General features: G+C 46.5%; 12 protein-coding genes. 4 read left to right on the top strand and 8 right to left on the bottom strand.

Translation table 11 applies throughout. The features are described 5' to 3' along the window. Positions 1-129: 129 nt before the first annotated feature. Complete coding sequence (locus tag KNQ18_RS01040; protein WP_023469413.1) at positions 130-303, bottom strand: hypothetical protein; 174 nt, start codon at positions 301-303, stop codon at positions 130-132. 79 nt (positions 304-382) lie between these two features. Between KNQ18_RS01040 and KNQ18_RS01035 the strand changes: the two genes are divergently transcribed. Then, positions 383-964, top strand: a complete 582-nt coding sequence (locus tag KNQ18_RS01035; RefSeq protein WP_215083591.1) for an LOG family protein — start codon at positions 383-385, stop codon at positions 962-964. 151 nt (positions 965-1,115) lie between these two features. Here KNQ18_RS01035 and KNQ18_RS01030 read toward each other — a convergent pair whose 3' ends face one another. The 3 genes from KNQ18_RS01030 to KNQ18_RS17395 form a co-directional block, all read right to left on the bottom strand. Next, positions 1,116-2,069: an ABC transporter ATP-binding protein gene (locus tag KNQ18_RS01030; RefSeq protein ID WP_058705433.1), complete on the bottom strand. Its 954-nt coding sequence runs from the start codon at positions 2,067-2,069 to the stop codon at positions 1,116-1,118. 15 nt (positions 2,070-2,084) lie between these two features. After that, positions 2,085-2,894, bottom strand: a complete 810-nt coding sequence (locus tag KNQ18_RS01025; RefSeq protein WP_050678164.1) for an ABC transporter permease — start codon at positions 2,892-2,894, stop codon at positions 2,085-2,087. 325 nt (positions 2,895-3,219) lie between these two features. After that, positions 3,220-3,342, bottom strand: coding sequence for a hypothetical protein (locus KNQ18_RS17395; protein WP_255359374.1), 123 nt, complete (start codon positions 3,340-3,342; stop codon positions 3,220-3,222). A 371-nt stretch (positions 3,343-3,713) separates the two neighbouring features. On the opposite strand from KNQ18_RS17395, the gene KNQ18_RS01020 reads away from it, so the two are divergent. After that, positions 3,714-5,810, top strand: coding sequence for a 5'-nucleotidase C-terminal domain-containing protein (locus KNQ18_RS01020; RefSeq protein ID WP_215083589.1), 2,097 nt, complete (start codon positions 3,714-3,716; stop codon positions 5,808-5,810). A 61-nt stretch (positions 5,811-5,871) separates the two neighbouring features. On the opposite strand, the gene KNQ18_RS01015 is transcribed toward KNQ18_RS01020, so the two are convergent. Further along, positions 5,872-7,311 (bottom strand): ankyrin repeat domain-containing protein, encoded by a 1,440-nt coding sequence (locus KNQ18_RS01015; RefSeq protein WP_251133277.1) that lies wholly within the window; start codon positions 7,309-7,311, stop codon positions 5,872-5,874. Between the two features lie 386 nt (positions 7,312-7,697). On the opposite strand from KNQ18_RS01015, the gene KNQ18_RS01010 reads away from it, so the two are divergent. Next, a complete protein-coding gene (locus tag KNQ18_RS01010; protein WP_214724040.1) occupies positions 7,698-7,892 on the top strand; it encodes a hypothetical protein in 195 nt (64 codons plus the stop codon). A 53-nt stretch (positions 7,893-7,945) separates the two neighbouring features. Here the strand turns inward: KNQ18_RS01010 and KNQ18_RS01005 are convergent, their stop codons facing one another. The 3 genes from KNQ18_RS01005 to KNQ18_RS00995 form a co-directional block, all read right to left on the bottom strand. Then, entirely contained in the window at positions 7,946-8,458 is a 513-nt protein-coding gene (locus KNQ18_RS01005) for a VanZ family protein (protein ID WP_214771554.1), read from the bottom strand. Positions 8,459-8,614: 156 nt separating this feature from the next. Continuing rightward, a complete protein-coding gene (desA, locus tag KNQ18_RS01000) occupies positions 8,615-9,634 on the bottom strand; it encodes a Delta(5) desaturase DesA (protein ID WP_214724044.1) in 1,020 nt (339 codons plus the stop codon). 233 nt (positions 9,635-9,867) lie between these two features. Further along, positions 9,868-11,394: an FAD-dependent oxidoreductase gene (locus KNQ18_RS00995; RefSeq protein ID WP_215083586.1), complete on the bottom strand. Its 1,527-nt coding sequence runs from the start codon at positions 11,392-11,394 to the stop codon at positions 9,868-9,870. Positions 11,395-11,602: 208 nt separating this feature from the next. Between KNQ18_RS00995 and KNQ18_RS00990 the strand changes: the two genes are divergently transcribed. Continuing rightward, positions 11,603-12,049: a hypothetical protein gene (locus KNQ18_RS00990; RefSeq protein ID WP_214724048.1), complete on the top strand. Its 447-nt coding sequence runs from the start codon at positions 11,603-11,605 to the stop codon at positions 12,047-12,049. Positions 12,050-12,074 lie beyond the last annotated feature (25 nt).

Here is a 12,074-nt window from a genome sequence, read left to right as displayed (position 1 = left end):
TACAAATCATCCATCAATGTGTCGAACTTGTGTATGAAAATAGATTTTTTTGAATATTCCATCACAATGAAATTCCGTAACAGACAAAAAGAGAGCTCATCCAACTCCTACGAGTCGAACGAGCTCTCTTTATTTTGAGGATTGTCGTAACGCGATGACGTAAAAGATACCGAGGACGACAATCACACCTAGTAGTATTGAACTAATCGTCGTTCGCGTCGACGTATCCGGCATCCATATCCCAAGTCCTAAATTGATTGCTGCGATAATTAGGACGAGCCAAACAATCGTACGTGGTCGCATATCGATCTCCTTTCTGGTCTACTCTGCCGTCCGATCACCGAATATGCTATGGTGAAGATAACGAAGGAGGTTCTGTTTCATGAATAGACTTGCTGTATTTTGTGGTTCCAAAGATGGTGCTAGCCTAGTCTTTCGCGAGGCAGCGGGTACGCTTGGTCAAGCGCTCGCCGCGCGCGGCATCGGACTCGTATACGGCGGCTCCTGCGTTGGAACGATGGGCGCTGTCGCGGACGCTACGCTTGCTGCTCAAGGTCAGGCAATCGGTGTCTTACCTCATTTTCTACAAGAAAAGGAACTTGCTCATCCAGGATTAACTGAATTACATCTCGTTCACTCGATGCACGAGCGGAAAGCGAAGATGTCAGAGCTTGCCGACGGATTCATCATTCTCCCTGGTGGTCCCGGTACGATGGAAGAGTTTTTTGAAGTCTTCACGTGGGCGCAACTCGGTCTACACGAAAAACCGTGCGGTGTACTCAATATCGAAGGATACTATGATCCCTTGATCGCTCTATTTGACACGATGGAACGTCAAGGATTCCTGATTCCGGAACACCGTGCGATGCTGATCGTCGAGTCAAATCCCGATCGTCTACTTGAACGCTTCGCGACGTATGAAGCTCCACACGTCAAAACCTATATGGATCGCTCACAAACCTGATGCAAACGGAGTCCTCGACTCCGTTTTTTTGTATGGATTCTCAGCTCTTCCGATTCTACTTCTCTCTCGTTACTCATTTTCTCTACACTGACGTAAGAATCCTACTTTACAGCACAAAAAAACCAGATGCACGTTGGCACCTGGTTTAACATTAAAAGAACTTCAAGATCGCGTCACTGAGGTTCGTCAAAGACGGTGTCTCGTCAATGACCATCAAACTCCCTGCTGCGAGGACGATGAGACCAAGACCCGACAAAATCCAACCTGGATGCTTGACCGTGTCCGCTGAATCTGCGTTTTCTTTACCAGACCGCGCATTCGCTGCTTGTTCTTTCAAGCGATCGCGGCGATATTGATGTTGTTCTTCTTTCGACCACTTCTTATACTCAGCGAGGAACTTCTTATACTCTGGCAAGACATCCTTCGTCGTTCCGTCGAGGCGGACTTGACCGTACTCGAGCCAGACGACCCGCTCACAGAAGCTCTTGATTTGCGAGAGCGAGTGACTGACGAAGATGATTGTCTTGCCTTCTTCCTTGAATTCGTTCATCTTATCGATGCAACGGTTGTAGAAGGTTTGGTCCCCGACCGATAATGCTTCATCGACAATCAGGATGTCGGCGTCGACATTAACCGCGATCGCGAAGCCGAGGCGCGACTTCATCCCACTCGAGTACTTTTTGATCGGCTGATCGATGAAGTCACCGATATCCGCGAAATCGATGATGCCAGGCATCCGACGCTCGATTTCTGCATCATCCATCCCGAGCATGAGACACTTCAAGCGAATGTTCTCCCGCCCCGTCAGGACGTTCTTCAAGCCTTGTGAGACGGCGATGATCGCAACTTCACCGTTGATCGCGACGTCTCCTTCGTTTGCATAGATGATACCTGAGATCAAGTTCGATAACGTCGATTTACCGGATCCATTGATACCGACGAGTCCGACAACTTCTCCCGATCCAATCTCGAGCGAGACATCCCGTAGTGCAGTGAATGTTTTAACGCTCTTGCTTTGATTCTTGAACAAGAGCTTGAATTTTTCTTTCGTAGTCGTGACCATGTCGAAGCGTTTCGTGACATGGTCGAGTTTAATCATAGACATGGCGATTTCCTTCCCTTAGACGAGCTCAGTGAATGATTTACGGAACTTGATGTGCAAGAATGTTCCCGCTGTGAACAACAGAAGCGTCACACTCCAGAAATACAGACCGGTCGGCCACTCCTGCCAGACCCAATGCCCTCCGAGCAAGCTTGCTCGGTATCCCTCGACGAGATAAAAGACAGGGTTCAAACGAAGGACGCCGTGTAAGAAATCCGGGAACCGTTCAATGTTCCAGAGGATTGGTGTCATATAAAAGAGCATCCGCATCATCGATTGCAAGAAGAGCTGGATGTCTTTAACAAGTGTGATAAGTGTTGAAAAACAAAGTGAGAACGCATAGACGAAAATGTACGTCGCGATCATATAATACGGTAACTGGAGTAACTTCCATGTGATCGGGATACCGTTTGCGATGATGACGATGAAGACGATCAAGAGCATCGCAAAATGTTGATACATCCGCGATAGGATGACATACGATGGAATCGCGCTCATCGGGAAACGCATCTTCGTTACCATTGCGAGACGACTGTTGATCGAGTTCGAGCCGCGAAGTAACGCGTCATTGATGAAGAACCAGACGACGATCCCACAAAGAAGCCAGACGATGAATGGAATATCGCCATCCACGTTCTTATTTCCTTTAAGACCGACACCGAAGACGAACCAATAGATGAAGATTTGGAGACCCGGATTGAGGAGCTCCCATAAAAGACCAAGGCGTTGCTCTGCATGCGCTGATTTGATTTCATATCGCGCCAACCGGCGAATCAAGGGGAAATTCTCCACCTGTTCCCGGATGATACTTCTCATTTCTTTCAGCATAAGTGTAAGTTCCTTCCGATTCATGATACATGTATTTTATTTTCATATTCGTTGATTCCACTCAAAAAAAGACAGATGCCGTCCGCGATTGCTCAAACGAACGCTCTCTCTGCGTGAACGGGTCCTTGCCCGGTCGATTCCGACTCGCCTCCTTTATCCACTCATTCGTGCATGGCAGAAGCAATGCTTCCTATATACACTTAATCAATTCTAGCTATCGTGAAAAAGCGTGTCAATGTATTGGACGAACCGACACCAAACTGTAGTTTTTCAGGCACGACAAAAACCGGCGGATATACCACCGGTCATCTCCTAGTTTGTTTCCTTACGCATGATTAAAATGTGGAAACTCAATCGTCGTCGGTGGTGATGCGAGCCCCCATACGAGGAGGACGGTGATCACACAAATAATGCCGACGAGGACACCGCCTCGAATCGTATCATTCATCTATCGTTGCCTCTTTTCATCCGAACTGTCTGTATACTGATATCATACAATATTTAGCAATTCAGAACCACTAAAAAATCGACATTTAATGGTAATGTTTAACGATTGGTAATATTCTTTCGTTTCATTTTTATTTAAGACAAGATATAATGAAAGCGTTATCATTTTTCTATGAAGACGAACGTTCGGATTCTAAAGCTTATGAGCAAACGACTTCCGTGGGTTGTCTTGTCGTCGGACCTAAGAATTTACGTTATTTACAAAAGGTTCATCCCACGAAGCTTTCCGAACCCTTTATAGTAGAAGAAGAGGTCAACGATCGCATCGCGACCTTGCATTCATACCCCACTCTTGAAGGAGGATTTTTACGTATGTACAAATCAAAACCGCTTTACGCGGCAGCTGTTGCTGTCGCCCTGACGACATCGGCAATCGTGCCCGTTGCTCAAACGACAGTTTCGGCTGCAACACATGTCAAAGTCAAAACGGTCAAACTCAAGTCACTCGTCTTCACGAAAGGTGCTCCGGTCAAACTCCCTGCTACATATAAAGGTGAGAAGATCACATGGAAGTCTTACGATCGCCATGCGTTCAACCGTTATCAAACGGTCAAAGGCACATACGGCAAGAAAAAGAATCCAATCGAAATCAAGATCTACATTCAGAACTACGCAGTGAAGTTCGTCGAGAAGGTCGCAGATCAGACAATCTATGTCGATCAAAAACCAGAATTGCCGAAAACACTAGCTGTTCTTTATGCGACAGGTCGCATCTATGACAAGCCAGTCCGCTGGTCGAAGGTGGATACGAGCGAAGCGGGTGTGAAATATGCGGTCGCAAGTTATACGCGTCTTGGCAAGACGATTACATTAAAAGCAAAAATCACGGTGCTCGACGTCAACACGGATGACTTCTCAATTGGTTTAATGCATACGAACGATACGCATGCAAATCTCGATAAAGCACCGAAACGAGCAACTGTCATTAAAGAACTACGCTCTGCTTACCGCGCAGAAGGTAAACCATCGCTTCTTTTAGACGCTGGTGACGTCTTCTCTGGATCACTCTACTTCAATAAGTTCCTTGGTCAAGCTGATCTTGAACTGATGAACTACATGAAGTACGACATGATGACATTCGGTAACCACGAGTTCGATCTCGGCGATACAGACAACAACATCGCTTTGAAAAACTTCGTCACGAAAGCGAAATTCCCGTTCATCACGGCGAACGTTGATTTCAGTAAAAACGAACTCTTCAACGGTCTACAAAAGAAAACGATCACAGCCGGACCAGAGCGTGGCAAAATCTATCAAGGGATCATCAAGGAATACAAAGGACAAAAAATCGGCTTCTTCGGTTTAACGACAGAAGAAACTGCTGATATCGCAAGCCCAGGTACGGTGGCGTTCGCGAATTACATCACGAGTGCGAAAGCGGCCGTGAAAAAGCTCGAAGATCGTGGCGTCAATAAAATCGTTGCCTTGACACATATCGGATTCGATGACAACGAAGCAATCGATAACGATCAACTGCTCGCACGTAACGTCGACGGGATTGACGTCATCGTCGGTGGTCACTCGCATACGAAACTTGAAAAACCAGTCGTTGTCGACGAAACAGTCGTACCAGGCAAAACAGAACCAACGATCATCGCGCAAGCATACCAATACGGTGATTTCCTCGGAAATCTTGATTTGACGTTCGACTACAAAGGGAAGTTGACGGAGTACAACGGATCACTGATCGACGTCTCAAAAGCAGCTGAAGACGTCCGTGCAGCTGAAATCCTTAAACCATATGCCGATCAAATCGCTGAATTGAAAAACGAAGAAGTCGGTGCGAACATCGTCAACGCTCTTCCAAACCCACGTGGTGAAGTCAGTGTCCGTAACAGCGAAACAGCTCTCGGAAACTTGATCACGGACGGGATGCTCAAAAAAGCAAAAGAATACAATAAAGATACAGTCATCGCGATGCAAAACGGTGGTGGTATCCGTGCTGCTATCGATGCCGGACCACTCACAGTCGGTGAAGTCTTAACGACGCTTCCATTCGGTAACACGCTTGCGACAGCGAAAATGACAGGAGAAGAGATCAAAACTCTCCTCGAAATCAGTGTCGGTGTGGCACCGGTCGAAAACGGTGGTTTCCTCCACGTCTCTGGGATGAAGTTCGAATACGATAGCACAAAAGCTAAAGGCGAACGCGTCACGAAGATGGAAGTGAACAATAACGGCACATTCGAAGTCATCGATCCAGCGAAGACATATGTCATCGCAACGAATGCCTTCACAGCTAAAGGTGGCGATGGTCTCACACCATTCGAGACGGCTTACAAAGCTGGTCGCGTCACGGACCTCGGTCTCTCGGACTGGGAAAACCTACGTGATTTCACGAAATCACTCGGTCAAGTCGACTACAAGATTGAAGGTCGCATCGTCGATACTTCAAAATTACCAAACTAATACGAACAAAAAACAACCGCAGGTCTTCTCGATTCGTTCGAGAACGCCTGCGGTTGTTATGTTATAGTGTCTGCGCTGAGTTTTGCTTCAACAGCTCAATGATTTCATCGAGTTCATACTCTTGTGCCAACATAAGTGGCGTGAAGCCATCTGCGTTTTTAATCGTCGGATCAGCACCATGCTCAAGTAAGAGTTTGACTGTCTCTTTGCCTTCCCCTTCAACAGCATGATGAAGAGGCGTGAACTTGTCGGCATCTTGTTGATTGACCTTTTCGCCTCGCTTCAAGTACAGGTCGACGAGCTCATCGTTGTTACTGAAGACTGCCGTAATGAACGGTCGCTCGCCGAACTCATTGACAGCATCGACATCACTGCCCGCTGCAAGCAATTCCTTAAATACCGATTCGAGTCCTGTGCTCGATTTCCGGTACCCGAGATAATGCAACGCCGTATCGCCATCGGCATCGACTGCCTTCATATCACTTTCCGGAATCAGTCGATGTATGTCTTCGAGCTTCCCTTTTTGAATCGCTGCCATCAACTCTGTCTCGTTAAGATCCTGACCATTCGTCTTCGCCGTGACGTTCTCGTCACTCGTTTCTTTTTTTGCCTCAATCGCCCCTCCGTCTAACAGCATACCTGCAGTCGTGCTGACAAGGAATATTGCCATTAAAATGCTACCTGCGACGACGAAGCCTTGACCATACCGCAAGAGTGGGCGCGGACGTTCGATTGGCTCACCCGTTAAGTGCAACCGTTCGAGTAAAGAAAGTTCGGTTCGTAACGCTTCATACAATAAGATGGAAAACGTCCGTAGCTGCCGTTTCTCCTCGATATAGACCTCTGTATCTGTCGTTGCTAGAAGTGTTGGTCCGAGCACATCCTCAAACATGGCTTGTCGCGCGTACACAGGTGAAACAAGTGGTAGGACCATCTGATGACGGGTCCGAGCACATGCCCGCATGTAAGCCGGACGTAAAAACGGAATCCAGCTGCCAATCCATAGTAAGATTTGCTTTTCCTGATGGTTCCGTTTGATTCGTGCCAGTTCAAGCAATAACCGAAAATGACGGGTTTCTGTCATTTCCAGATATGATGCTGGTAGGACAATCAAATATTTTTGGAATAGACCAATGACGTGCGGTCGTTTTACGTCATCTTGGAAATAGATTTCTGGCATACGCCATAGTTGTAACTGTTCTGTATGTATACTGATTTGCTCGAACAACTCTGGAAACTGCTTGGCACTCAAGCGAACCCCTTCAATTCGAATCCTTAACACCCGTTGCCACTGACGCAACCAAAGTAGTAACAATAGGATCACAAGACCACCCATAACATAAACACCGGGCTGCCCTGTTTTAAACACTAATCCAATGATCGCACCGACCGTCACGATGGCGATGCCTAACAACAAACTAAAGTAGACGGTCTCTTTGCGGGTCACCGCTTGCCTGATCCGGTGCGCGGGATCCATTCGTTCATTCGTCTCCTGCTCCATGTGTCATCTCCCTCATCTATCACTTGATTCATCGGATTTCTCATTCCTTCTTATCTTAACGGTTATTCCATTGAAGTTCCAAGGGAATCCTTTCCTGACATACCAAGAGAATATTCAGATAACTTATATTTTCGTCAATCTGTTGATAACGCAATATTTTTTCCTGAATATTCATTATATATGTAATGAAATTTCATATATTCTATTTTAGAGCGGTTTTTGTTGATTTTTCAGCTTTTATACACAACTCATACAATAAATAAACCTGTCATTCGGACCACTAACATTTTATTAACAGGTAGGACAAAAGTCACTTTTTTAGATTGCAGAAAAATTTGGAATACCATATAATAACTAACAGGAAGAAGAATATGGGAGTGAATTTCTTGGGTTTATTTAATTTAATGAAAAAGGACTATACCGTCCAGTATCAAGTATTACGCGGAGATGAGATCGTTGATACGGATCGACTCAACATCCGGGCAGGCGATCACACGACAGCACGAAAGAAAGCCGACAACATGTTAAGAAAAGAATTCGGACGTACTCAGTATAAGATTGAATGGGTACAACGGTTCTAATCGCTAAAATAACCCATCGCCTCAGTCATGATGATTGAGACGATGGGTTATTTTCATGCACGCTGTTGTTCTTGCTCTCGCACAATCTGGTCAGCTTTCAAATAAAGACGAATCGCTGTATACAATACGATACCAATCAATGCACCACTGCCATCGATCAACACATCGCCGACGAGTGGGGTTCGTCCACCCGTCAATTGCTGATGGAACTCATCCATGACACCAATCGTCATTGCCGTCGTAAAGGCAAAGAAGGCAGCTGATAATGCCGCATAGCCTCGTCCACGCAAAAAATGAACGATACTAATCCCAAGAATGAGGAACAAACCAGCGTGCATTCCCTTTCGAATGAAAAACTCAAGGAACGCCGCAGGTCCAAGCGATGCAACGCTAATCGGAACTTTATAATGAAACGACACGAAGGAAAATGCATACACCCAGTCGAGTGGGATACGCTGTGTCAAAAACGAAATCAAGGATTGTTGCTGGTACGTCATCGAACTGAAGACGAATAAGGAAAGTAAGATGGCTACTCCTACATAAGCAGCAATGGGTATCCGGCGCATCAGGCACTCTCCTTTCTATTGTACATCCTACCATGGATGCTCATCGTGAACATACGCCAAAAGACGGACTTACCTTACTCTCATTACCTGTTGATTCCCTCTTTTGCTTCAAACACAACAAAAAACACCTCGTCCAAGTGGACGAGGTGCAGTTCCTTACAACGATGACGTCTTCGGTTCGCGTAAGAGATGTTTGATGTCATGGAACGTCACGAACGTTCTGTTCTTCGCATCATATAGTTTATAGCGAAGCGACTTCAGACTCGAGAATAAACCAATCTTCGTCGCCTTCTGAAGCGGTGGCGTCGAGACGTGTGCTTTTTCGAGATGATAGTTCGGAACACGTGGGCTGAGATGGTGGACGTGGTGGAAGCCGATGTTTCCTGTCACCCATTGCAAGACCTTTGGTAACTCGTAATACGAACTACCTTCGATTGCTGCCTTGACGTAATCCCATTCACTTTCATCTTCAAAGTACGAGTCTTCGAACGTGTGTTGAACGTAGAATAACCAGATCCCAAGTACGCCTGCTGTGAACATCGTCGTTCCTTGGATGATCAAGAAGGCCTGCCAGCCGATGAAGTAAATCAGGATACCGTACAGGACGATAAGCGACGCATTGATGACATGTGTGTTGACTCGTTCTTTTTTGCGAGCATCCTTCCGGTTGAATCGGCTCGATACGAGAATCAACAAGAGCGGTCCAAGACCGAACATGACGAGTGGGTTCCGGTACAGACGATACTTGAGACGTGTGAAGCGTGACGCTTCGATGTACTCCTCAATTGTCATGACCCAGATGTCACCGACACCGCGCTTATCGAGATTTCCACTTGATGCGTGGTGGATTGAATGCTCTCGCTTCCATTTCTCATACGGGAATAACGTCAATATCCCAGTGATCGTACCGACGATGGCATTCGCTTTCTTATTCTTGAAGAATGAACCGTGCGTACAATCATGGAAGATGATGAACATCCGGACGACGAATCCAGCGGCGAGGATCGCCACAGGAATCGCGAGAAACACAGATAGCTTCAGGGCCTGATATGCCAGAAACCATAGGACGAGAAATGGCAGGATCGTGTTGATCATCTGCCGGACGCTGGCTTTGATGTCTGCCTTTTCAAACGGCGACACATGTTTGCGCAGCTGGGCAATCTTTTCTTTACTCATAGTGGTGCTTCCTCCTCGGGTTGTTTCAGCGTTCACGACGCTAAGTAAAATAGTGAAACTAAAATATGAAACCAGTGAACGGTGGTCGTGACGGTGCCTCTACAACACGATTCAAAAGCGGCACTCTAATTGTTTAGCACTAAAATATTTTTATTACCAGGTAATTATAGCACATATTATAAATCGACTCCGAATTATTTTAAAAATAAAAAAGCAGAGACAAGTGCCTCTGCTTAATCGATTGATTTGAGTGGGTTGACGGCTGGTCCTTCTAGTACCTCTCCTGTCGGACCAAATCGTGAACCATGACACGGACAATCCCATGACCGTTCTGCTTCATTCCATTTCGTATCGCACCCCATATGGGTACAAGTCGTCGAGACGAGGTGAAGATTCCCTTCCGAATCGCGATATCCACCGACCGTCTTCCCGTGATGAGTAACGAGTCCTCCTTCGTCTGGCTGTAACTCGTCAGCATGACGACGTGCTTTGGTCAGCTTCCCTTTGACGAGCTCAATGGCGACGTCCGCGTTGTTCTTGACGAACTGAGTTGCATCCTTCGTTTTTAGCTTCGAACGGGTCGGGTCAAATAAATGGCGAAAACGATTAGGTGTTCCCGTCAATAAATCGCTCAGCAACAGTCCGGCTGCGATACCGTTCGTCATCCCCCACTTCGCAAAGCCGGTCGCAACGAACACGTTCGGGTCATTCGCCGCCATCTGTCCGATATAGGGAATCTTATCGAGCGTGATCAAGTCTTGCGCTGACCAAAACTGCTCGAACGCCTCGACATGGAACTCACTTCTCGCAAAGTCAGCAAGATGCTCATACCGTTGCATCGTCTCCGTCTCGTGACCGGACAAATGATTCTCGCCACCGAACAGACCAAGCAGACGACCATCGTCTGTTCGCGTGTGACGTAAAGAACGACTCGGTTGATCGGCACTCATGAACATCCCGTCCGGAAACGCCTCGTCGACCTGACCCGACACGATATACGAGCGATGGACTTCGAGTTTTGAAAAGTATAAGCCCTTGAAGTCATGAAACGGAAAATGGGTCGCGATGACGACCTTCTTCGCCTCGATCCGGTGACCGTTTTCCAGGATGACAGTTGGGGTGCGATTCGACTCGAGTGATATAGCACGTGTCTGTTCATACAATTTTCCACCTTGATGGACGATTTGTTGCGCAAGTCCTTGAAGATATTTGACGGGATGGAACTGCGCTTGATCGCGAAGGGCGACAGCTCGTTTGACATCGTATGGCAACTTACTTCGGACTTCTTCCGTTGCTTCGCCACCGTTTAATCTCAACCGTTCATAGGCACGGACTTCCCGTTCCATCGCTTGCTCTTTTGATGTTGCCGCGTAGAGATAAGCGTCTTGCGTTTCAAGTTCGCAGGCAATGTCGAGTCGTTCCACCTGATGACGTAAAAACGAGATCGCTTCCTCGTTCGCTTCATAATATAGTCGCGCTGACTCCTCGCCGACGGTGCGTATCAGCGTGTCATAGATCAAACCGTGCTGTGAGGAAACTTTAGCCGTCGTATAACCCGTCGTACCGGCAGCCACGTCACCTGCTTCGATCACCGCGACGTCATATCCTCGTTCCGTCAATTGCATGGCCGTGACGAGTCCAGCAATCCCAGCCCCAATGACGACAACATCATGCTTAGCATCTTGATTGAGAGCGGGATATGAAGTAGCAGGTGCGCTTTGTTTCCAATAAGACGACGGAAATCCGGATAAGTAAGGCATCAAAAAACTCCCTTCAAAAAAGAAAACCAACAGATCGACATGGTTAATCGTTCCCTGAACGACGCAAAAACATGCAGAAATCGTATTGTTTTTAAACAATAACGCTAATTAAGAGGAATTAATTTACTTTAACAAAATACAATATGGGATAATTAGGTTAAATTTTAGTTATACTAAGGTTAAGAATCATAAGAAAGGAATTTACTTCATGAAACTGGGGCGCCATATAATTGAAACCTTTCGTCGTTTTACGCTTGCAACAAGTATTGATGAATACGACCTTGCAAGTGCGCTGACAAAGGAAATTCCAGAGCTGACAGATATTTGTGTCACGATTCGACCGACGCATCTTCACATTCAAGCCGCTGTACCATTGATACGTTATGGTATAGAGCGTGACTTACCAGTCGAATTGACGCTTCAATTGCGGGCAGTCGATAAACGTACCGTCACGTTCGAAGTCTTTGACGTCTGTCCTCATGATACCGAATCCTTTAATGAAACCTACCTCATTCGTCCTCCTTATCTGCGTTATGCAAATCGACTTCTGACTGTTGATCTTTCCTTCTATCTTCCTTTCCGTCATGCCCGTTACCGCTCGATTCGTCACGTTAAACTTGAAGAAGGTTTGCTGCTTGCTTATTTGTCTCATTAAAAAAGAGAGCACCTTCTCCTACATT

The sequence above is a fragment of the Exiguobacterium sp. s78 genome, from assembly GCF_018618985.1.
Taxonomy (GTDB): Bacteria; Bacillota; Bacilli; order Exiguobacteriales; family Exiguobacteriaceae; genus Exiguobacterium_A; species Exiguobacterium_A abrahamii.
Note: the sequence above shows the minus strand (reverse complement) of the source record. Positions and strands in the feature narration are given on the sequence as shown.

What these genes read in the sequence shown, in the direction of transcription:
- KNQ18_RS01040 (WP_023469413.1), bottom strand. Translation starts at nt 303, where the DNA reads ATGCGACCACGTACGATTGTTTGGCTCGTCCTAATTATCGCAGCAATC.
- KNQ18_RS01035 (WP_215083591.1), top strand. Translation starts at nt 383, where the DNA reads ATGAATAGACTTGCTGTATTTTGTGGTTCCAAAGATGGTGCTAGCCTA.
- KNQ18_RS01030 (WP_058705433.1), bottom strand. Translation starts at nt 2,069, where the DNA reads ATGTCTATGATTAAACTCGACCATGTCACGAAACGCTTCGACATGGTC.
- KNQ18_RS01025 (WP_050678164.1), bottom strand. Translation starts at nt 2,894, where the DNA reads ATGCTGAAAGAAATGAGAAGTATCATCCGGGAACAGGTGGAGAATTTC.
- KNQ18_RS17395 (WP_255359374.1), bottom strand. Translation starts at nt 3,342, where the DNA reads ATGAATGATACGATTCGAGGCGGTGTCCTCGTCGGCATTATTTGTGTG.
- KNQ18_RS01020 (WP_215083589.1), top strand. Translation starts at nt 3,714, where the DNA reads ATGTACAAATCAAAACCGCTTTACGCGGCAGCTGTTGCTGTCGCCCTG.
- KNQ18_RS01015 (WP_251133277.1), bottom strand. Translation starts at nt 7,311, where the DNA reads ATGGAGCAGGAGACGAATGAACGAATGGATCCCGCGCACCGGATCAGG.
- KNQ18_RS01005 (WP_214771554.1), bottom strand. Translation starts at nt 8,458, where the DNA reads ATGCGCCGGATACCCATTGCTGCTTATGTAGGAGTAGCCATCTTACTT.
- desA (WP_214724044.1), bottom strand. Translation starts at nt 9,634, where the DNA reads ATGAGTAAAGAAAAGATTGCCCAGCTGCGCAAACATGTGTCGCCGTTT.
- KNQ18_RS00995 (WP_215083586.1), bottom strand. Translation starts at nt 11,394, where the DNA reads ATGCCTTACTTATCCGGATTTCCGTCGTCTTATTGGAAACAAAGCGCA.
- KNQ18_RS00990 (WP_214724048.1), top strand. Translation starts at nt 11,603, where the DNA reads ATGAAACTGGGGCGCCATATAATTGAAACCTTTCGTCGTTTTACGCTT.